This window comes from Streptosporangium canum (assembly GCF_900113865.1).
GTDB classification, from domain to species: Bacteria; Actinomycetota; Actinomycetes; order Streptosporangiales; family Streptosporangiaceae; genus Streptosporangium; species Streptosporangium canum.
Map to the genome: position 1 here is coordinate 1 of NZ_FOQY01000004.1, position 22,230 is coordinate 22,230.

At 72.2% G+C, this 22,230-nt stretch carries 12 protein-coding genes; 3 read left to right on the forward strand and 9 right to left on the reverse strand.

The features are described 5' to 3' along the window. From BM085_RS46735 to BM085_RS06825, 4 genes are all read right to left on the reverse strand, one after another. On the reverse strand, window positions 1-113 hold a 113-nt coding region (locus tag BM085_RS46735), incomplete at its 3' end, for a biotin carboxylase N-terminal domain-containing protein (protein ID WP_143120844.1). Between the two features lie 214 nt (window positions 114-327). Beyond that, window positions 328-3,105 (reverse strand): helix-turn-helix transcriptional regulator, encoded by a 2,778-nt coding sequence (locus tag BM085_RS06815; RefSeq protein ID WP_093886170.1) that lies wholly within the window; start codon window positions 3,103-3,105, stop codon window positions 328-330. 260 nt (window positions 3,106-3,365) lie between these two features. Beyond that, the gene (gene leuA, locus BM085_RS06820) at window positions 3,366-5,105 is read right to left on the reverse strand and encodes a 2-isopropylmalate synthase (RefSeq protein WP_093886171.1); all 1,740 of its coding nucleotides are present in this window, start codon (window positions 5,103-5,105) and stop codon (window positions 3,366-3,368) included. Between the two features lie 34 nt (window positions 5,106-5,139). Further along, window positions 5,140-5,478: a hydroxyisourate hydrolase gene (locus BM085_RS06825; protein ID WP_093886172.1), complete on the reverse strand. Its 339-nt coding sequence runs from the start codon at window positions 5,476-5,478 to the stop codon at window positions 5,140-5,142. A gap of 529 nt (window positions 5,479-6,007) precedes the next feature. On the opposite strand from BM085_RS06825, the gene BM085_RS06830 reads away from it, so the two are divergent. Both BM085_RS06830 and BM085_RS06835 read left to right on the forward strand, forming a co-directional pair. Next, the gene (locus BM085_RS06830; protein WP_093886173.1) at window positions 6,008-6,226 is read left to right on the forward strand and encodes a hypothetical protein; all 219 of its coding nucleotides are present in this window, start codon (window positions 6,008-6,010) and stop codon (window positions 6,224-6,226) included. Window positions 6,227-6,627: 401 nt separating this feature from the next. Further along, window positions 6,628-9,702 carry an AfsR/SARP family transcriptional regulator gene (locus tag BM085_RS06835; RefSeq protein WP_245789169.1) on the forward strand — a complete coding sequence of 1,025 codons (3,075 nt, stop codon included), beginning with the start codon at window positions 6,628-6,630 and terminating at the stop codon, window positions 9,700-9,702. A 180-nt stretch (window positions 9,703-9,882) separates the two neighbouring features. On the opposite strand, the gene BM085_RS06840 is transcribed toward BM085_RS06835, so the two are convergent. After that, window positions 9,883-11,700 (reverse strand): hypothetical protein, encoded by a 1,818-nt coding sequence (locus tag BM085_RS06840; RefSeq protein ID WP_093886174.1) that lies wholly within the window; start codon window positions 11,698-11,700, stop codon window positions 9,883-9,885. Window positions 11,701-12,189: 489 nt separating this feature from the next. Here BM085_RS06840 and BM085_RS06845 point away from each other — a divergent pair, with 489 nt between their 5' ends. Beyond that, window positions 12,190-15,600 carry a M28 family peptidase gene (locus BM085_RS06845; RefSeq protein WP_093886175.1) on the forward strand — a complete coding sequence of 1,137 codons (3,411 nt, stop codon included), beginning with the start codon at window positions 12,190-12,192 and terminating at the stop codon, window positions 15,598-15,600. A gap of 75 nt (window positions 15,601-15,675) precedes the next feature. Here BM085_RS06845 and BM085_RS06850 read toward each other — a convergent pair whose 3' ends face one another. The 4 genes from BM085_RS06850 to BM085_RS06865 form a co-directional block, all read right to left on the reverse strand. Next, complete coding sequence (locus BM085_RS06850; protein ID WP_093886176.1) at window positions 15,676-18,489, reverse strand: ATP-binding protein; 2,814 nt, start codon at window positions 18,487-18,489, stop codon at window positions 15,676-15,678. Window positions 18,490-18,728: 239 nt separating this feature from the next. Beyond that, window positions 18,729-19,361: a DUF2461 domain-containing protein gene (locus BM085_RS06855; protein ID WP_093886177.1), complete on the reverse strand. Its 633-nt coding sequence runs from the start codon at window positions 19,359-19,361 to the stop codon at window positions 18,729-18,731. A gap of 81 nt (window positions 19,362-19,442) precedes the next feature. Beyond that, window positions 19,443-20,609: a 3-deoxy-7-phosphoheptulonate synthase gene (locus BM085_RS06860; protein WP_093886178.1), complete on the reverse strand. Its 1,167-nt coding sequence runs from the start codon at window positions 20,607-20,609 to the stop codon at window positions 19,443-19,445. After that, the gene (locus BM085_RS06865) at window positions 20,606-22,219 is read right to left on the reverse strand and encodes a (2,3-dihydroxybenzoyl)adenylate synthase (protein ID WP_093886179.1); all 1,614 of its coding nucleotides are present in this window, start codon (window positions 22,217-22,219) and stop codon (window positions 20,606-20,608) included. The genes BM085_RS06860 and BM085_RS06865 overlap by 4 nt, the downstream gene beginning before the upstream one ends. Between the last annotated feature and the right edge of the window lie 11 nt (window positions 22,220-22,230).

Sequence of the window (22,230 nt, forward strand, 5' to 3'; positions counted from 1 at the left end):
TGGTCGGCGTAGACGGCGACGCTGGCCAGCCCGGCGTCCTTGCATGCGCGGGCGATCCGCACGGCGATCTCACCACGATTGGCGATCAAGACCTTGCGGAAACGACGGTTCATTGCGGCCTTCGCAGCGGGGGGGACGGTCACGCGATCTCCTCACCGGATTTCCTGGTACACCACTCCAGAGCTATGAAATACACCGATTCCGCAAGGGTAATCAGGTATGTCCTTTTCTCGACACCCCTACAAAATCGGTCCCGGAAGCGCCCGCGCGGACCGTGCCGGCGGCCGGGCGCGGCAGGACCCGCGCGACTCCGCCCGCCGGCACGGTTCAGGCGGTGACCGGACTGCCGAATTCGAGGCTGGACGGCAGATCCGCGCGCCGGGTGATGTTCAGCTTGCGGTAGGTCCGGGTCAGGTGCTGCTCCACCGTGCTGATCGTGATGTAGAGCTTGCCGGCGATCTCCCGGTTGGTGTATCCGGCGGCCGCCAGGACGGCGACCCTGCGCTCGGCGTCGCTCAGGACGGCGCCCGACTCGGCCGGCGGCGTCGCGGCGGCGCCGGCCCCGTCCCGGGGAACCGCCCTGCTCACCGATCCGACGCCGCATTCCCGGGCCACGGCCTGCGCCCGGCCCGCGATCATCCCCGCGCGGCGGTACTCGCCGAGGTCCTGGTAGACCTTGACGAGATCGGACAGGGCCCTGGACAGCTCGTACCTGTCCCCCGCCGACTGCAGCAGCTCGACCGCCTGGCGGAGCAGGGTGGTGCGCTGCCGCGCGTTGCCGGTGGCGGCCGTCAGGCGCATGGCGATGCCGTGCGGCCTGGGCGTCGCGGGACCGCAGCGCCTGAGCTGTTCCTCGGCGAGCTGCCGCGCCTGCTCCGGCCGGCCCAGGCGCAGGCAGGCCTCGGCGGCGTCGGTCCGCCAGGCGACGAGTCCCGGCACGTCGAGCTCCCACCTGCCCATCAGCTCGCCGCAGCGCTGGAAGTCGCGCAGCGCCAGGGCCGGATGGTCGGTGGCCAGGCTGTAGCGGCCTCTGGCGTGCAGGTAGTGCAGGCCGTACCGGGTCCGGAACATGGCGTCGGGCACGGGCTGGTCGAGATACTCGTGCACGGCGTCGTACTTGCCCATCGCCGTCAGGGCCAGGATGAGGCTGCTCAGCGGCCCGCCGACGGCGACGCCCCAGCTGCTCAGCGGGATGATGTCCAGCGCGGCGCGCGCGTGGTGCTCGGCGCCCGGCATGTCGCCCTGGCGGACCGCGATCTCGGCCCGGATGGCGGCGAGCCTCGCCTGGCGGCTCGGGGCCTGCAGTGCGGACGCCTCCGCGCTGAACAGGTCGCACCAGGGTGCGGCCCGGTCGGGCCGCCCGGCGTAGGTGAGGGCCAGGAGCGCGCTCTCCACGGTGTCCATCGACATCTCGTCGAGGCGGCAGCCGCGCAGGATCCGCTCGACCGCGTCCATGACCTCCTCGCGCGGCCCTCTGGTGAGCACGTCGGCGAGCGCGAGCGCGGCGTCCAGCCGGCGGTTCGCCGTCACCGACACGATGGCGGCGCGGTCCTGCTCGCCGGTCGTCTTCTGGAGGTGGGCCAGGAAGGGAGGGTGGGTGGCGCGCAGCCACGGGCGGGCGATGACGAGCTCCGTCACCGTCTCGGAGTCCATGCCGCCCCCCGACTCGTTCAGATGCTCCAGCACGTCCCGCGCGTCCTCGAAGCGGCCGTGCCACAGCAGCGCCCGGGCCAGCACCACGGCGTCGCTCCCCCGGAGATGGCCTCGCTGCATCGCCTCGGCCAGTTCGGCCAGGTGTCCGGCGGGCGCGGCGGGGTTGATCCGCCATTCGGCGCGCACGAGCATCGTGGTGATCTTCATGCGGTGCTGCTCGTCCACGCACTCGCGCCACGCCAGCCGCAGGTAGGCGACCGCCGACTCCACGCGCCCTTCGCGCAGGGCGTTCCTGGCCGCGTCCTCCAGCACGGAGACCCCCCAGGGGGCGTCGACCCGGCCGGCCTGGAGAAGGTGGTCGGCGACCGTCGTGGTGGAGGCGCCGCTCTCGTGGGCCAGCTCCGCCGCGCGCCGGTGGAGATCGGCCCACTCCCCGGAGTCCACCTCGGCCAGTACGGCGGTGCGTGCCGCCTCGTGCCGGAAGCGGCCCAGGGCGAGCAGGCCGGCGACGGTCAGGAAGTGCAGCGCCCGGATCACGGACGCGGGACCGACCCCGAGCAGCTGGGCCAGGGAGTCGGGCCCGCCGAGGATGGCGAGCCCGCGGGCCACCCGGAGCATCTGCGGCTCACCGCGGCGCAGGCACGACAGCACGGCCTGGCCGTACCGGTCGCCGACGACGAGCTCGGCCGGCGTCTCCCCACCGGAGGCGTGCAGGAAGTCCTCGTAGTCGTCCACCAGCGCCCCGGCCAGCAGCGGGTTGCCGCCGCTGACGGCGTACCAGTCCTCGGAGAACCGCTCGGCGGCCTCCTTCCCCACCCGCCTGGCGACCAGGGACATCACCCCCGCCCTGGAGAGCGGGGCGAGCTGGATGCGGCGGCAGTGCGGCTGGCGCAGCAGCTCGGTCTGGAAGAACGTCTCGCTGGACCACCCGTGGTCGGAGTGGCTGAACACCGCGACGATCCGGGCGAACCGGACCCGCCGCGACAGATAGGATAGGCAGAGCAGGGACGCGCGGTCGGCGTGCTGCACGTCGTCCACGACGATCATCAGCGGATACCGCTCCGACAGCTCCAGCAGGAGCGTGCACAGAGCATGGACGATCTGGGCGTCGACATGGTCGAGAGGCTCCGCCTGGGAGCCGGACGGCGTCACGGTGCGGGCGCCCTCGTCCAGCAGGGCCATGGCCCGCTCTCGCTCCTCCGCCACCAGCGGCGAGTCCTGGATCAGCTGGCGCAGCACGCCCAGCGGCAGGTCGCGCTCGACGCGCGACCCCGTCGCCGTGACGGGCAGGGCGCCCAGTTCCAGGGCCTGCTCCGCGAAGCCGTGCAGCAGCTCGCTCTTGCCGGTGGCGACGGTGCCGCTCACCAGCGCGACCCTTCCCTTGCCCATGACGGCGTTGGCAAGAAGCCCCTCAAGGGAGGCCAACGCCTCATCTCTTTCGACCAAGCTCATGATCAGCCTCCCTCTTGGAGAAATGGGTCCGGCGGTTCAGAACCGCAACTTACGGCCGGACGGAGTACGCAGGTCCAGTGAGTCGAGCGCCTTTTCCTTCTGCTTTTTGAGCTGGATTCTCCGCATCGTCGTCGCACCTTTCGATCTCGGCTGTTCTCCGATGGGGTGACGATGAAGACGCTATGCGGGTGCGGTTTCCATCTGTTATCGGCCGGCTATCACCCTCCGGCCGGCTGCCGCCCGCGGGCGGCAGCCGGCCGTCACCTGCCCGCGGCGACCAGCGGCGCGGCGATCCCCGGCTCCGCCACGTCCCTGGCGGGCAGGTGCTTCAGGCGCGCCCTGATGACGGCCGACCGCACCGCCGCGAGGGACGCGGCCTCGACGTCCCGGTCGATGCCCACCCCCCAGGAGACCCGCCCCTCCACCCGGCACTCGGCGTAGACGGCCACGTCCGCGTCCGGGCCGCGATCCTGGCCGGCGATCCCGGTGCGATGGACGGCCCGCACGTCGAAACCCCAGCGGCCGAGCGTCGCCCGGACGGCCTGGACGGTGTCCGCCCTGTCCGCGCCGACGTCGAATCTCTCGCCGTCGACGTGAAGGGAGGTCGTCACCAGCTCGGCGCCGGAGGCGAGGGGGACGGGCAGGTCGGAGCTGGAGAGGTACTCGCGCTCGAAAAGCTGCCCGACCCGGCCGGGCGTGATCTCCCCGCCCTCCGCGTCGGCCTGCGACTGGACCACGTGCGCGAAGTCGATCTGCAGGTCACGCGGCAGGTTCAGACCGTGCCAGGCGCTCATGACGTAGGCCACGCCGCCCTTGCCGGACTGGCTGTTGATCCGGACGACGGCCTCGTACGTCCGGCCCACGTCCTCGGGGTCGAGCGGCAGGTACGGCATCTCCCACGGGAGGTCTCCGACGGCGGCGCCCCGGTGGACGGCCTCGCGCTCCAGGGCGTCGAACCCCTTCTTGATCGCGTCCTGGTGGGAGCCCGAGAAGGAGGTGTAGACGAGGTCGCCCCCGTAGGGGTGCCGCGGATGGACCGACAGCCCGTTGCAGCGTTCGACGGTGCGGCGGATCTCGTTGATGTCGGAGAAGTCGATGCCGGGATCGACCCCGTGGGTGAACATGTTGAGCCCGAGCGTGACCAGGCAGACGTTGCCCGCCCGCTCGCCGTTGCCGAACAGGCAGCCCTCGATCCGTTCGGCGCCCGCCAGGAGGGCCAGCTCGGCGGAGGCCACGGCCGTACCCCGGTCGTTGTGCGGATGGATCGAAAGGCAGACGTGCTCTCTTCTGGAGAGGTTCCGGCTCAGCCATTCGATCTGGTCGGCGAAGACGTTGGGCAGGGAGCGCTCGACGGTCGTGGGGAAGTTGAGGATGATCCCGCGGCCCGGTTCCGGCTGCCATACGTCCATGACGGCCTCGCAGACCTCCAGCGAGAAATCCAGCTCGGTGTCGCTGAAGAGCTCCGGGGAGTACTGGAAACCGAGGTCGCAGTCGCCCAGCGTCTTGTCGGCGTATTTCATCATCAGCCGGGTTCCCTGCACCGCGAGGTCCTTGCACTCGTTCCGGCTCATGCCGAACACGACCCGCCTGAACAGCGGCGACGTCGCGTTGTACAGGTGAATCGTGGCGCGCGGCGCCCCCTCCAGGCTCTCCACGGTCCGCCTGATCAGCTCGTCCCGGGCCTGCACGAGCACCGAGATCCGCACGTCGGCGGGGATCCGCTCCTGCTCGATGAGCACGCGCAGGAAGTCGAAGTCGTCCTGGCTGGCGACCGGGAACCCCACCTCGATCTCCTTGTATCCCATGCTCACCAGGAGTTCGAACATCGCCAGTTTGCGGTCGGGGGACATGGGGTTGGCCAGTGACTGGTTGCCGTCGCGGAGATCGGTCGACAGCCAGCGCGGCGCGGAGGCGATGGTGTTGTTCGGCCAAGTGCGCCCGGGGAGGGATACAGGGGTGAACGCGGCGTAACGCCCGGCCTGTCGTCTCGTGGTCTTCACCGGCGGAGTCCTTTCTATGCCTGCGCGATCGCCGTCAGTTGTTCGACCCGAAATACGTCGAATAGGAATACGGCGAAAGGATCACTTTGATCTGGTGCGCTTCCGTTTCGTCGTTCAGGCGGAAGATGACGGTTATTTCGGGATAAGCCGCACTGAGGCCGAGGCTGACGAAGTAGTAGTCGCTGTCGAACACGATGCGATACAGCCCGCGCTCGAACTTCTGGCCCCACCACTCCGTGATGCAGCCGTCGCCATCGGTCTCGGCGACCGCGACGGCGCACCAGTAGCTGTCCTCGGCCCGCTCCAGACGCGCCCGCACGCCGGCGGCCGAGCGCCCGTAGACGCTGTCCAGCGCCTGTGCACTGATACCCATGTCAGGAACACCTATCTGTCAGGCCCGTCACGGCGGACCGTCTGATCATCTCTGCCATCGCGCACCGGACCGCGGCGGCGGGCCTCCGTGGTCCGGTGGACGCCTTCATGCGTCCCGGCACCTCCGGCTCCCGTCCGACACGCGTCGACCCGGCCGCCGGACAACGGCGGACACCGGCCGGTCCGGTCCTCGGTCCAGGCTCCCCGAGCCCGCTATCGATACGCCTTCGTCCCGCTATCGCCCGTCGGCGTCCCGCTATCGCCCGCGGGCATCGCGCTATCGCCCATCGGGCCGGGCCGGAGGGGCGGATGCCGCGGAGCCGCCGGCGGCCGTCGCGACGGCCCGGCCGCACGATCGGCGACCCTCTCCGCAACCGGCTGCAAAAGGCGTCTTCACCCTCTTGAACTGCACTAATGGCATGTCAGAAGCGATCCGATAAGGACCGGATGGCGGCGGCTGCGAACTTCGAATTGCACAGACCGACCGGCCCGCGACGACAGGCCACCGCGACAGACAAGAGGGCAGAAAAATGAACGACTACATCAACAGCCGCATCTTCCGCACCGCTTTCTCCGCCATCATCGTCACCGCGGGCCTGGCGGCCACGGGCGCCGTCGCCAGTGCGGGTGTGGCGGCCACGGGCACCGCGGGGATCACGGTTGTGAGCGCGTCGGACGTCCAGCCGGTCCCCACCCCCACCCCCACCCCGACCGCCCACCCGAACGGCGACCCGTGGGGCGGCTCCTGAGCACATGAGCTCATGAAGTGAGCGTCGCGGGCCGGCATCAGCCGGCCGAACGGCCGGAGACATTATGTCTCCGGCCGTTTTCCGTTGCCGTATCAAAGGGGTTACGGTCACAAACAGTGGGCGAACTCATCAGAATCCACATAATCCCCCTGGCAGGGAATCACGCGAAGTAGTACACTCCTCGCGAAAGAGACACATTGCACACGGGGTGACTCTGGTCTCGGTAGGATGAGCAGCCGCGGACACCGCGAACATCAACGACAATTACCGACACAGACAGATCTTCCTGGTCTCCCTGGGGACGCACGCCTGACAGTGAGGTTGGATAACTGACGCTTCTCTCGCATCGGGAAGCGTAGGGACTTTCGCATGGGCCGGGGTTGCGGGTTTTCTTCAAGGAGATGCGGGTGGAGTTTCGCGTTCTGGGCCCTCTGGAGGTAGTCACCGGCGACCAACGGCTCGATCTGGGAGGCATCAGGCAGCAGACCGTGCTCGCCGCCCTCCTCCTCGACGCCAACCGAGCGGTCACCACCGGTCGGCTCATGGAGGCGATCTACGGAGACGATCCCCCGACCACCTCACGGGCTCAGGTGCAGATCTGCATCTCCGCGCTCCGACGCCTCTTCGCCGCCCACAGCAGCGCCGACGTCATCTCCACCCAGTCCCAGGGATACGCGATCCAGGCCGACAGCAGCCAGATCGACTCGCACCGCTTCGAGAAACTCATCCTGCAGGCCCGGCGCGCCCGCGAGGCCCGCGACCTCGACGAGGCCATAAAGCACTACCGCAAGGCGCTCGCGCTCTGGCGCGGGCCCGCCCTGGACGGCATCGAGAGCAGGCTCGTGCAGTCGGCGGCGAGCAGGCTCGCCGAACACCGGATCACGGCGAACGAGGACTGCGTCCAGCTCGAACTGGACCTGGGCAGGCACCACGAACTGGTCGGCGAGCTCACCGAGCTCGTGGAGGAGTATCCGCTGCGCGAGCGGCTCCGCGGCCAGCTCATGCTGGCGCTGTACCGCTCGGGCCGCCAGGCCGAGGCGCTGCAGGTCTACCGGCTCGCCCGGCAGACCATGATCGAAGAACTGGGGATCGAGCCCAACGAGCGGCTCCAGCAGCTCGAATACGCCATCCTCACCTCCGACGAGAGCCTCGACCTGCCGGCGCAGCCCGCCAAGGTCGTCGAGGAGCCGGCGCCCCGCGTCCCGAACGCGCCGAGCATGCTCCCCACCGACATCGCCGACTTCACCGGACGCACCAAGCAGATCGACGACATCCGCCAGCGGCTGACGCTCGCCGTCGACGACCGGTCCCGCTTCGCCGTACCGATCATCGCGATCGTCGGGAAGGCGGGGATCGGGAAGACCACCGTCGCGGTGCACTCCGCGCACAGCGTCGCCGAGCACTTCCCCGACGGGCAGCTCTACGCCGACCTGCACGGGGGCGTCTCACGCCCGACCAGCCCGATGCAGGTGCTCGAACGGTTCCTGCGCGTGCTCGGCGTGCCCGGCACCGCACTCCCCGACGGCCTGGAGGAGCGGGCGGAGATGTACCGCGCCCTGCTCGCCGATCGCAGGATGCTGATCGTGCTGGACGACGCGGGCAACGAGAGCCAGGTCCTGCCGCTGCTTCCGGGCAATCCCGCCTCCGCCGTGATCATCACCAGCCGGAGCCGGCTGGCCGGGCTGGCCGGTGCGATACACGTCGACGTGGACATCTTCGATTCGAGCCAGTCGATGGACCTGCTGTCCCGGATAGCGGGTGTGGAGCGGGTGCAGTCCGAGGCGGAGTCCGCCGCGGCGCTGGCCGAGCTCTGCGGACAGCTCCCCCTGGCGCTCCGCATCGCCGGTGCGCGGCTCCTGGCGCGCCCCCATTGGAGCATCGAGCAGCTCGTGGGGCGGCTGGAGGACGAGACCCGCCGGCTGGACGAGCTCAAACACGGCGACATGGGGATCAGGGCCAGCATCTCGCTGACCTATGACAGCGCCGCCGAGGACGCCCGGCGGCTCTTCCGGCGCCTGGCGATCCTGGACTCCCAGATCTTCTCCGCCTGGATCAGCGCGGCCCTCCTCGACATGCCCTTCGCCGACGCGCAGGACCTGCTGGACGACCTGGCCGACGCGCAGCTCGTCGAGACCACCGGAGTCGGGCGCGGCGTGCACACGCAGTACAGGTTCCACGACCTCATCCGGGTGTTCGCCCGGGAGCGCCTCGCCGCGGAGGAGTCCGCAGGCGAGCGCGGCGCGGCGCTGGGCCGCGTGCTCGGCGGCCTGCTCTTCCTCGCGGAGGCGGCCCGCCGGCGGGAGTACGGCCCCGACATCCTGGTCCACAGTGACGCCTCCCTCTGGTCTCTGCCCAGGGATCTGGTCGACCAGCTCATCGCGGTGCCGCTCGCCTGGTTCGAGCGTGAGCGCATGATCCTGGTCTCCGGCATCCGGCAGGCGGCGCAGGCGGGCCTCGTCGAGCTCTGCTGGAGTCTGACGATCAACGCGGTGACGTTCTTCGAGGCGCGGGTCTACCTCGACGACTGGCGGGAGACCCACGACATCGCGCTGGCGGCCACCCGGCACGCCCGGGACAAGCGCGGCCAGGCGGCGGTGCTTCACTCGATGGGCTCGCTGGCCATCACCGAGCAGCGCTTCGACGACGCGCAGCGTGAATTCGAAGCGGCGGTCAGGCTGTTCCGGGAGGTCAGCGACGATCGCGGGGTCGCCATGGCCATCCGCAACATCGGGTTCCTCGACCGGATGAACGGCCGCTTCGACGAGGCGGCGGCGCACTACGAATGGGCGCTGGAGATCTTCCGCACCATCGGGGACCAGGTCGCCGCGGCCTACGCGCTCCACAACCTGGCCCAGCTCAGGCTGGAGTTCGACGACCTCGAAGGCGCCAAGCGGCTGCTGTCGGAGGCGCTGCAGCTCAGCGGGAACGGCGGCAGCCGGAGGGTGCGGGCCCAGGTCCTGCACCGGATGGGGCACGTCCATCTCCAGTCGGACGAGCCCGCCCTCGCCGCGCGCGTCTTCGACGAGGCGCTGACCGTCGTCAGGGACATCGGCGACCCCACCGGAGAGGCGTACGCGCTGCACGGGCTGGGCATCGCGCGGCTGCGGCAGGGCATGCTCGCCGAGGCGGAGGGGGCGCTGCGCCACGCCCTGATGCTGGCCAGCACATCCAGCCAGCGGCTCGCGGAGGCGCGGGTGCTGGTCGGGCTGGGCGAGCTGACCATCGCGACGGGCAACCCGGCACAGGCCGTGCCCTACTTCCAGCAGGCCCTGGCCCTGTTCCGCCGGATACAGGTCCCGTTGCACGAGGCCCGCACCCTCGTCATGCTCGGCGACGCGCACCTGGCCGCCGGAGACAGCGCCGCGGCGCACGACGCGCTGGCCGAGGCCCACGCCCTGGCCGAGAAGCTGGATCCCCCGGCGGCCGAGCAGGTGCGCGAGCAGCTCGCCGAAAGGGCGCGGGGCCGGGCGGAGTGACGCAGGCGCCGCCTCCGCGAAACGTTCCCGGGGCGGCCGAGAGAGGTCTGCCCAGGACGTTCTTCCGAATCGCCGCAGCAGAGCGTCATTCCGAATCACCCGGATCGCACGGATCGCACGGCGCGCTCTGCACGGCCTGGCGGTTCCGTCGCGCCGCGCGTCACGGCCGCGGGCCGTCCGTCAGCGTCCCACCCGCCGCCGTTCCGCGCGGTCGAGCCGCCATCGGCCGTACCGGCTCTGCCAGCGCGCCCGCGCGTGGCGCCAGCCCGCCTGGCCCCGGGAGAGCCCGCTCTCGGAGCGCTCCACCAGCACCCGCGTCACCGCCGCCCTGATCGCCGGGTAGCGCAGCCGCAGCTCGAACCAGAGGGACTCGACCGTCCTGCCGGCCCGGACCAGGACCGAACGCCCCTGGCCCGTGAGCTCCTGCCGCCGCCGCCGGAACTCCTCCCGGCTCTCCTCGGCGAGCTGCCTGCCGGCCTCGTCGGCGCTTGAGGTGAGCAGAAGCACCGACACGATGGCGGCGCGGGTCTCGACCTCCCCGGCGTTGCCCTTCAGGGCTTTCCTGCGCTGCTCCGACCACCAGGTGACCCGCCCGATCGCGGCCCGGCGCAGCGGGTGCAGGCTTTCGGCGCGCAGCCGCCATCGCTGCGCGCGGGCGGCCTGCGGGACCAGGCACAGCTCGACGGCCGCCGCCACGCCGCGTTCCCAGGTCCCGGCGGAGACCGGTCCGACGATGTCGTACAGCCGGTCGAGCACGGCGCGCACCTCGGCCATCACGACGGGGACCTCGGCCTCGACCCCGAGCAGGCGCGCGCATCCGCCCGCCGTACCCTCCGGGCACCGCGGATGCGAGCAGCGGTGGCGGGCGGCGTGGGCGAGCGCGCCGGCCGCCACGGCGTCGGCGACGGCGTGGTGGCCGGACGATCCGCCTCTGGCCAGGTCGAGGAGGCCCTCGGCGTCGATCGCCATTCCCCGGTATCGCGGCCGCAGCCCGGCCGTGAACGCGGCGGCGAAGGCGGCGACGGCCACGGGCTCCGCCTTGTCGAGCCATCCCCGGTCGAAGCGCTCGTCGCGGACCTCGCGATCGAGCCAGGTCGCGAGCCGGTTCCGGCCGCCGTCGCGCAGCCAGGACTCGGCCGCCCCGGGCCGCGCGGTCAGGTCGATCGCCAGGGCGGTGGGGGTGGCATGGCTCCGGCCGGCGAACTCCACGGGAGCGTACCGGCGGACGGCGCCGACGTCCGGCGCGGCGCCCGCCAGCCACGACCGCACCTCCGCCGCGCCCCACCGGGCGGCGGGGTCGACGGTCAGCAGCCCGGCGAGCAGCGGCTCCCAGCCCTCCCGGCCGGCTGCTCCGAGGTCGACGGCCGCGTCACCCGGCTCGAACACCGCGGGACGCCCGGTCAGCAGTTCGTGAGCGACGACCCCCAGCGTCCACCAGGCGGCGGGGGCTCCGCGGACCCCTTCGAGGGTCTCGGGCGCCACGGGCCAGGGAGAGCCGCCGGGGAGGGCCGCCCACTGCGCGGCACGGTGGTGGCCGAGCGCCAGGACCAGCGGATCGGTCTGCCTGACCAGCAGGTCTTCGGGGCCGAAGTCGCCGACCTCGTGTCCCAGGGTGTTCTGCCAGCCGTCGAGGCAGCGGGTGACGGCGGCCACGACCTCACGTGAGCGCTCCTCGTGGAAGGGCCCCCTGTTCATGAAGTTCATGAGGTCGCGCAGGCTCCCCAGCGGGAGGAACTCCTGGACCAGCCAGGTCGCCTTCGCGTGGTCGTAGTCGATCAGCCTCGTCGTGTACGGCTCCACCGTGATGAGACCGGCCACCCGTTCCAGCAGGGCCGGGTCCGCGCTCAGCCCCGGGCGGTAGACCCTGAGCGTCACCGCCGTGGAATCGCCCCCGTGGGGGTAGGCGAGGTAGAGGTCGCACTCGTCGTTCTGGAGCAGGAGGCGCTCGGGCGCGTATCTCCCGCTGAGGGTCCACGGGACGGACGTGCGGGGGATCATGCCTCTCCCGCCGGCAGTCCGAGGAGGGAGAGCAGGCAGGGGGCGTCGCTCTTCACCTTGCGGATTCTAGCCAAAAAGCCGCCGAGCGCTCCGGGACGGAGCGTCAGCTCGGCCGCGGCGCCCCACCGGCCACCTCGCGCCGCGCTCCGTGTCCACACCGGCACCTCCGCCCTCACCAGGCAGGTGGGCCATGGCCCGTGGCGCGCCGTACCGGCCGCCACGGGCCTTCGCGTGCCTCCCGGCGGTCCGGCGACACTTCACCGACTTCCCGGATAAATCGCTTTTTACGTATGTGTACGGATATCGCTACGGATGTTCGGCAGCTGATCGTGGATCTAGCGTCACGGCACGGGTTGCTGCACATCCTTCTTCCTTTTCACCCCCCGATCCCCGTCGTGCCCGCTGCCGGGCGTACGCCCGGCAGCGCGGCCGCCGCCGCTCGCGTACACGGCGAAACGCGGCCGGGGACACCGACCGAAAGGAACACGCGTGAGACGCAGAGCCGTACTCGCGGTCGCCGTCGGCCTGGCCGTGGTGGCCGCGGTGACACCTTCCTCACCCGCGGCCGCGAAACCCTCCCCGGGGCCGGCCGACCATGCTCGCTCCCTCCATGTCCGCTCCTTCGCCGACCCGCCCCAGCTCGCCGTGGCCGCCGCCGACCAGGCCGTCGCGAGCGGTCTGGACGAGCTGCGCAAGGGGCCCGACGAGGCATACCGGCGCACCGCCGTGGTGCCGGGCTCCGAAGGCATGTACTCCGTCGTCTACGAGCGCACCTACAAGGGGCTGCCCGTGGTGGGCGGCGACGCGGTCGTGATCACCGACTCCGCGGGGAAGGTGCGCGACACCGCGGCGGCCTCCGGCGCCACCCCGAAGGTGTCGACCTCGCCGACGGTGACCGCCGCGGACGCCCGCGCGAAGGCGAAGACCCGGCTGTCCCGGACCGACGACAGCGCGGACCCGCGCCTGGTGGTCCTGGCCTGGGGAGACAAGCCGCGCCTCGCCTGGGAGGCGCTGGTCTCCGGCATCGCCGACGGCAAGCCGAGCAAGCAGCACGTGTTCGTCGACGCGCGCACCGGTGAGATCGCCGACTCCTACGACGAGGTGCGGGCGGGCACCGGGACCGGCTACTACTACGGCCAGGTCACCATCAACACGAGCGGCTCCGGCAGTTCGTACTCGATGACCGACACGACCCGCAGCGGCATCCGCTGCGGCGGGCAGAACGGCTCCGCCTACACCGGCACCGACGACGCCTGGGGGAACGGCTCCGGGACGAACCTGGAGACCGCGTGCGTGGACGCGCTCTACTCGGTGCAGAAGGAATGGGACATGCTGCGCGACTGGCTCGGTCGCAGCGGCATCAACGGCAACGGCGGCGGCTTCCCGACCAAGGTCGGGCTCAACGACGTCAACGCCTACTGGGACGGCAGCACCACCAACTTCGGCCACTCGCAGGACAACCAGCGCCAGGCCACGCCGATCGACGTGGTGGGCCACGAGTTCGGCCACGCCATCTTCCAGACCACCCCCGGCAGCGCCGGCTCCGGCAACGAGAACGGCGGCATCAACGAGGCCGTCGGCGACGCCTTCGGCGCGCTCACCGAGGCCTACGCCAACAACCCGAACGACCCGCCGGACTACGAGGTCGGCGAGGAGGTGAACCTCGTCGGCGACGGCCCGATCCGGTACATGTACAACCCGTCCCTGGTGGGCGACCCCAACTGCTGGTCCTCCTCGATCCCGAGCACCGAGGTGCACGCCGCGGCCGGTCCGTTCAACCACTGGTTCTACCTGCTGGCCGAAGGCTCCGCGCCGGGCGGCGGCAAGCCGAACAGCCCGATCTGCTCCGGCGGGCCCTCCTCGGTGACCGGCCTCGGCATCCAGAAGGCCGGGAAGATCCTCATGGGCGCGCTGATGCGCAAGACCTCGACCTGGAAGTACATCAACGCCAGGACGGCGTCGCTGGCCGCGGCGGTGGATCTGTACGGCGCGAGCAGCCCCGAGTGCGCCGCCACCAAGGCGGCCTGGAACGCGGTCAGCGTGCCGGTGCAGACCGGTGAGCCGACCTGTGCCGCGACGGGCAACGACTTCTCCGTGACGCTGAGCCCCGCCGCGGGCTCGGTACAGCCCGGCCAGCAGGTCACCTCGACCGTCGGCACGCAGACCACCTCGGGCAGCGCGCAGACGGTCGCCCTCACCGCCTCCGGCCTGCCGGCGGGCGCCACCGCGAGCTTCAACCCGGCGTCGGTGACCTCCGGCGGCACCTCCACCATGACCGTCGGCACCTCCGGGTCGACGCCGGCCGGGACGTACACCGTCACGGTCACCGGCTCCGCCACGTCCGGCACGCACACGGCGTCCTACATCCTGACGGTCGGCAGCGGGCCCGCCCCGACCGACCCGCCGGACATCAGCCTCGCGAACGTCAAGGCGCACCTGCAGCAGTTCCAGACCATCGCCACCGCCAACGGCGGCACCCGCAGGTCCACGGGCGCCGGCTACACCGCGTCGGTGTCCTACATCGAGCAGAAGCTCACCGCCGCCGGCTACACCGTGGCGCGGCAGCCCTGCACCTCGGGCTGCACCTCCGGGGCCGGGCCGAACCTGATCGCCGACTGGCCCGGCGGCGACGCCAACCAGGTCATCATGGCCGGCGCCCACCTGGACAGCGTCGCGGCCGGTCCGGGCATCAACGACAACGCCTCGGGCTCGTCGGCGCTGCTGGAGGTCGCCCTGACCCTGGCGGCGAAGAACCCGGCCATGGCCAAGCACGTGCGGTTCGGCTGGTGGACCGACGAGGAGCAGGGCCTCAACGGTTCGGAGTTCTACGTCAACTCGCTCAGCTCCACCGAGCGAAGCAAGATCAAGACCTACCACAACTACGACATGGTCGGCTCGACCAACGGCGGCTACTTCATCAACAACATCACCACCTCGGCGGCGACCTACCTCAAGGCCTTCTACGACGGCCTGAACCTCCAGCCGGAGGAGAACACCGAGGGGGCCAACCGGTCCGACGACGCGTCGTTCCGCAACGCGGGAATCGCCACCTCCGGCGTGGCGGCCGGCGCCAGCGCCGTCAAGACATCGGCCCAGGCCGCCAAGTGGGGCGGCACGGCGGGCCAGGCGTACGACCCCTGCTACCACCGCGCGTGCGACACGACCAGCAACATCAGCGACACCGTTCTGGACCGGGCCGCCGACGCCTCGGCGTACGCGATCTGGAAGCTCGCGACGGGCACCGTCACGAGCCGGGACTTCTCCATCTCCGCGAGCCCGTCGTCGGGGACGGTCCAGGCCGGCCAGGCGGTGACCTCCACGATCGCCACCGCCACCACGGCGGGCACCGCGCAGACGGTCAACCTGTCCGCGTCGGGTCTGCCCGGCGGCGCCACGGCCGGTTTCAACCCGGCCTCGGTGACCTCGGGCGGCTCGTCCACGCTGACCGTCGCCACCACGGCCACGACGCCCGCCGGCACCTACCAGGTGACGGTCACCGGCACCGGCGAGACCGCCACCCACACCTCGGTGTACACGCTGACCGTGCAGGGCACCTCGTCCGGCCGCACGTTCCGCAACGACACCGACTACACCATCGACGACCTCGACACCGTCGAGAGCCCGGTCACCTCCACCGCGACCGGGACGGCGACGTCGCCCGTCAGGCTCACCGTCACCATCGACCACACCTGCGCCGAGGACCTGGAGATCTGGCTCCGCGGCCCGAACGGACGGTGGTACCTGCTCGACAGCAGCGGCGGCTCCACCTGCACCTCGTACGGCACCCGGACCTACACGGTCCCGGTCACCCAGCAGGCGGCCGGCCAGTGGCTGCTGGAGGTGAGCGACAACTACTTCCAGGACACCGGCACTCTCGACTGGTGGAGCATCACCGTCTGAGCGGCGGACAAGCGCAGTGAGGGCGCCCCCGGGACCGAGTGGCCGGTCCCGGGGGCTCTTCGTCGTCTCCCGCGTTCAGACGGGCGGGGCGACCTCGGTCCGTGACCGGACACCGAGCTTGCGCAGCACGGTGGCGACGTGGGTCTCGACCGTGCGCGTCGACAGGAACAGGACGCCGGCGATCTCCCGGTTGGTCCGGCCGAGCGCGACGAGCCGGGCCACCTCCCTCTCCCGCTGCGACAGCGCGCCGGCGTTGCCCTTGCGGCCCCGCGGCAGCGGGAACTCCGCGCCGATGTCGCGCAGCGCGCGCCGGCAGCGTGCGGCGTCGTGGGTGGCGCCGAGCGCGCCGAACCGTTCCGCCAGCTCGGCGAGGGCCGAGGTGGCGTGACGATCACCGAGGGCGAGCCTGGCACGCGCCTCGCCCTCACCCGCCCGCGCCGCCGCGTAGGGCTGGGGCAGGGCCGCGTACGCCTCCCGGGAACGGGCGAAGAAGCCGGCGGCGGCGGCCGGCCGCCGATCGGCGGCCAGCGCGCCCCGGGCGTGGTCGAGAGCGGCGTGCGCGGCGGGCGCGGTACGGCCCGCGATCCCGCCGGCGAATTCGGCCAGCAGCTCGGCCCCCTCCCGCACCCGCCCGGCGCGGGCGAACGCGGTGACGGCCGAGGGGATCAGGTCGGCGCCCCAGACCCACACCCCCTTGCGGCGTAGCCGGGCGACCGCCTGCCCGGCCTCCGTGACCGCGCTCTCCAGCGCGCCACGGGCGAGGTGCAGCTCGACCAGGCCACCCGCGGCGGCCACCGCCACCGGGAGGAAGCGCGCGTCCGGCGCGTCCATGCCCGCGCCGCGAAGGTGCCCGGCTGCCTCCTCCCACTCACCGGTGGCCAGGGCGAGCAGCCCCAGCACCAGCCAGACGTCCACCGCGATCCAGGGCGTCTCGGTGGCCAGCTCCGCCAGGGTGGCCGCCCGGTCGCGGAGCCCGTCCCATCGGCCGGTCAGCCAGTGCCTGCGGATCGTCGAGACGTCGACGAGGTAGGCGGGGTAGTGCGCACCGGCCTCCGCGGCCAGCCGCCTGCCCTCCCTGCCGAACTTCTCCGCCGCGTCGTAGTGGCCCAGCATGGTCGCCGAGTCGTGCAGGTTGCAGTAGCCGCGGGCGGCCTCGCGCCGGACCGCCGCGGACGGGTCGGCGACCGGCAGCGTGGCGGCGACGGTGAACGCGTCCGGAGAACCGACCGTCATCTCGAACGAGGCCCGGTTGGCCAGGACCGCCGCCGCCAGCTCCGGGTTGTCGGCGGTCGCGACGAGCGCCTCGGCGCGGGCCATCCACTCCTCCTGCGTCGCCAGTGATTCGGTGCCCCACCCCGGCAGCGCGAGGCTCGCCCAGCCACGGGCGGCCAGCGTCGGCCGGTCGCGCAGCTCGGCGACGGCGGTCATGATCTCAGGACGTCCGGCGGCGCTGTCGCCCTCCTGGTTGCACAGCACCAGGCCGAGATTGAGGCGCGCCTCGCCGCGCGCCTCGCGGGCCAGGAAGTCGTCCCGCAGCAGGCGGCGCAGCAGCCGCACCACCCGCTGGTGCGGCAGCCCGGTCGCCGCCAGGCGGCTCAGTGCCAGCGCGAGGGGACCGCGGTCCGGTTCGGGCAGGTCGGGATCGGCGAGCATGCCCTCCAGCACCTCGACGGCCAGGGCGGTGTCGCCGAGTGCGGCCGCCCGGTCGGCCGCCGCCGTACCGTGGCGCAGCCATGCCTCCAGGTCCCCGGCCTGCCGGGAGTGGAAGGCGAGCTGGACCAGCGGCGGAGGCTCCATCGCCGACAGCGCGATCATCGCGCGCTCGTGCGCCGGCCGCCGGTCCGGGCCCGGGATCGCGTCGTACACGGCCTGCTGGGCCAGGGCGTGGCGGAAGCCGTACCGGCCGCCGGGATGCTCGTGGAGCACGCCGGCGCGCAGCGCCTCGCCCAGCCCGGTGGAGTCCCCGCCGACCGTCGCGATCAGCTGCTCCCCCACGGGAAGCCGCAGCACCGCCGCCGCCCGTACCGCGCTCACCGCCGCCGCGGACAGGCCGGCCATCCGCTCGGCCGTCGCCTCGCGCAGCAGCAGCGGCACCCCGACACGGTCCAGCGCGTCGGGCCCCTCCTCGTCGGGCAGGGACCGGACGACCTCCTCCACCACGAACGGGATGCCCGCCGTACGCTCGTGCAGCCGTGCGACGAACGTGGACGGCAGGTCGGTCCGGTTCAGCAGCGCGCGGGCCAGGCTGCTCACACCCGTCACGTCCAGTGGCCTCAGCGGTATCACCAGGCTCGTCGTGCCGGGCGGGTGCCGGTAGGTGTGTCCCAGCGGCAGTCCGGGCGTGTCCAGGTCCTCCCGCCGGTACGTCGCCACCACCGTCAGGCCCCGGGGCGGCTGGTCGGCCAGGAACCGCAGCAGGTCCCGCGTCCCGTCATCGGCCCAGTGCAGGTCCTCGATCACGAGCAGGGCCGGCCCGACGGCGGCCAGCAGGGCGCGCATCGCGCGAAACAGCCGGTGCCGCTCGGCCCGTGGATCGGTCAGCCGCCGCGGCGACGGCGGCAGCGCGCGCGCCAGCTCGGGGAGGTAGTCGCGGAGCGCGCCGGTGACCGGGTCGAGCGCGTCGATCGGCGGCAGCCGGCCCGCGATCTCCCGCAGCGCCTCCACCACGGGCCCGTACGGAAAGGGTTCACGGATCTGGTGGCAGTAGCCGAGAAGGACGGACCGGTCACCCGACACGAGACGGCTCAGCGCGGCGTGAACGAGCCGGGTCTTCCCTATGCCCGCCTCTCCCTCCACCAGCACCACGGCCGGCGGGCGGGCCATCGCGTCGACGAGAGCCCGCAGCTCGGCGGCGCGTCCAACGAGTGCGGGCGAGGCCAGGCTGCTCATCGGCGGCTCCGAGGGGATACGGGCTGCGGGACCCTCACGGAGGGTACCCACATATGTCCGTTCAAGGTCAACCCTTGGATATAACGGGCTTGTTGCGGCTGCGTGTCAAGATTCACACACGGCGGCGGCGGCCGGACCGTATCCGGCGCTCATCGGGGCCGCGGCGCGGGACGCCCGCCGCCGGTCCAGCCGCGGAACATGTCAAGGCCGGCTGTGAGACCCCGCGCCGGCCTCGGCCCTCACCCCTTGGCGACGTGTTCGAGCAGCCAGTCGACGAGCGGGCGCAGGCGGCGCCAGTCGTCACGGACCACGGTGAGCGCCTTGCGCCCCCGCACCTTCGACTTCGGCACCCGTCGTTCGGCGCCCAGCGATCTGTGGCGGAGCAGCTCGATGCGCGGGTGATCGGCCGGGTAACCGCGCGGCTGGGTCTTGACGCGCTCGCCCACCAGCTCGAACCCGTCCTTGACCAGCCGGTCAGTGATCTTGACGAGTACGCCGCCGGTGCGCCCGTCGTCGGCCGCCGCGCGGTAGCGGGCGGTCTCGGCGGAGTCGAACGCGTGGAAGCCCGCGCCGAGGAACAGACCGGCGGCCTCCAGTTGGAGGTAGTAGCCCACGCTCCCGCCCGCGCCGACCGTCACCCCCTGATAGGTCTTGTAGGGCGACTTGTCCTTGGCGAACCTGGTGTCGCGCTGCGGGCGGAACAGCTTGGCCTCGCCGAACTCGTCCTCGATCTCCCCGAGCAGGGCGAGCAGCGGCTCCCGGACGGAGCTTTCGTAGACCTCCTTGTGGCCATGCCAGTAGTCGCGCGAGTTGTCGGCGGCCAGCCCCTCGTAGAAGGCGAACGCCCTGCTCGGAATCCCCTCGAAACCCATGCCTCTCCTTCCCTCTGCCTGCGCGTCCCTCCCCTTCCCCTCTCCCCGTCCTTCTCACCGCACGTTCCCGGCTCCCTGTCCTCACAGCACGCTCGCGAAGCGGTCGACCACCTCGGCGGCCTGTTCGGCGTTGAGCCGGGGATCGCACGCGCTCCGGTACCGCGGCAGGGGAGGCAGCGCGGAGAAGGGACGCGGGGTCGACACGCATTCGGTCACGTCCTCGGGCGTCATCTCCAGGTGCAGTCCCGCCGGGTGCCGCCGCAGGGAGCGCAGCACCCGGACGAACGCCACGACCTCCTCCAGGATCGCCCCCACGGGCCGGGTCTTCAGGCCCATGCCGATCCGCATGGTGTTGCCGTGCATGGGATCGCACAGCCACAGCACCGGCGTCCCCCGTCTGGCGACCTCGCCCACGATCTCCGGCAGCAGCCGCCGGACCCGCGCGCCGCCCATCCGCACGATGAAGGCCAGCCGTCCGGGGACCGCCTCCGGGTTGAGCAGCCGGCTCAGCCGTACGGCGTCCGCCGGGCGGGTGGTGGGGCCGATCTTCACTCCGATCGGGTTGGCGACCGACGCGGCGAACGCCACGTGCGCCCCCTCCACCGAGCGGGTGCGGTCGCCGATCCAGACGGAGTGCGCCGAGGAGGCGAACCGCGCGCCACCGCCCTGCCTGACGAGGGGGTGCTCGTAGTCGAGCAGCAGCGCCTCATGGGAGACGTGCGCCCGTTCCATGCCCTCCCGGCCGTTCCAGGAGGCCCGTACCGTGGCGAGCACCCGTTCGGCGCACTCGTAGGCCCGCAGCAGCCGCGCCGGATCGGGGAAGCGGGCATCGGGGTCGGCGTCCGGGCTGTTGACCGCGTCGCCCCGGTAGGCCGGCATGACCGTGCCGTCGGGGACCCGTTCCCAGGCGTCGGATCGCGGCTTGCCGTACTGGCCGGCGAGCCGCCCGAGCGGCACGACCGGGGCTCCCGCGGCGGCGCCCAGCCCGCGGGCCAGCCGGTAGAGCTGGTCGAGCTTCCTGCCGACGTCGCACGGGTTGGACTCGCGGAAACGCTCGGCGCAGTCGCCTCCCTGGAGCACCAGCGCCTCGCCGGCGCCGGCGCGCGCCATCGACGCCGACAGCCGCGCGCACTCCTCCTCGGTGACCAGCGGCGGCAGCGCCCCCAGCGTCCGCCTGACCTCGTCGAGCAGGCCGGGGTCGCTCCAGTCGGGCTGCTGGGGCGCGCGCCCCGGCGTCAGCGCCGTCACGGCCGCCTGCCTCCCCGCCGGCGGGCGATGTCCGCGCGCAGGCGGGCCTTGTCGATCTTTCCCACCGGGGTGTACGGCAGGGCGGAGACGTCCTCGATCCAGTCGGGGACCTTGTAGGCGGCCACGCCGCGTTTGCGGAGGAACGCCTCGATCGTCTTCAGGCTCGGGGCGTCCCTGCGCGGGACGATGTAGGCGCAGGTCCGCTCCCCCAGCAACGGGTCGGGCATCGCGACCACCGCCACGGCGTCCACCTCGGGGTGGGCGAGGAGGTGGTCCTCCACCTCGTCGGCGGGCACCTTGTCGCCGCCCCTGTTGATCACGTCCTTGACCCGTCCGACGATGACGAGATGGCCGGTGCCGGTCAGCCGGGCGAGGTCGCCGCTGCGGAAGAACCCGTCCGGGGTGAAGGCGGCGGCGTTGTGCTCGGGCGCGCGGTAGTAGCCGCGGATGGTGTAGGGGCCGCGGACCAGGAGCTCGCCGGCCTCTCCCGGGGGGACCTCACCGCCGTCCTCGCCGACGACGCGCACCTCGTCGGCGGGTGCGAGCGGCTTGCCCTGCGTGGCCACGAGCACCTCTTCGGGGTCGTCGCGGCGGCTCTGGCTGAGCAGGCCCTCGGCCATGCCGAAGGACTGCTGGAGCCGGCCCAGCGCCGTGCCCACCCGGCCGGCCAGCTCGCCCGGGACCGCGGCGCCGCCGACCTGGACCAGGCGGAGGCTGGACAGGTCCTGCCGGGCCCACTGCGCCGCCTCCACCCACAGGTGGGCGAGTGAGGGGACGAGACCGGTGACGGTGACCCGCTCGCGTTCGATCAGCGGGAAGGCGTCGTCGGGACTCGGGGTCGGGGTGAGGACGACCGTCCCGCCCGCCCGCAGCGTGCCGAGCACGCCGGGGCAGCCCAGCGCGTAGTTGTGCGCGATCGGCAGCGCGGCCAGGTAGACCGAGGTCTCGTCCAGGCCGGCGTTCTCCGCGCTGAGCCGGATGTTGCAGGCGTAGTCGTCGTGGGTGCGCGGGATGAGCTTGGAGCGGCCGGTGGTCCCGCCCGACAGCAGGAACAGCGCGACGTCGCCGGGGTCGGGGGAGGCCAGCGGCACGGGGTCGCGTTCGAGGTCGGCCAGGGCCGTGAACTCCTGCGGGTCGCCGGACACGACGACGTGGCGGAGCGACGGCGCCGACGCCCGCACCAGCCGGGCGAGCTCGCGGTGGTCGAAGCCCTGACAGATGTCGGGGACGACGTAGGCGACGGCATCGGTGGCGGCGGCCAGGTCGCCTATCTCGCTGTGCCGGTGGGGCGGCAGGGCGAGGACCGGCGCCGCCCCGAGGCGGAACAGCGCGAAGCAGAGGAACACCAGGTCCGGGGTGTTGGGCAGCTGGACCAGCACGCGGTCGCCGGGGCCTATGCCGAGCCCGCCCAGGCCCGCCGCGAGGCGGTCGGCGCGCTCGTCGAGCTCCCGGTAGCTCCAGCGCGAGTCCCCCGACACCAGGGCGGTCCGGGAGCCGTGGGCCGCGGCCACGCGGCGCAGCAGGTCGCCGAGCGTCTCACCGCGCCAGTAGCCCTCCCTCCGGTAACGCGCGGCCACCTCTTCCGGCCACTCCACACATCCGGGCATCATCGGCTGCTCCC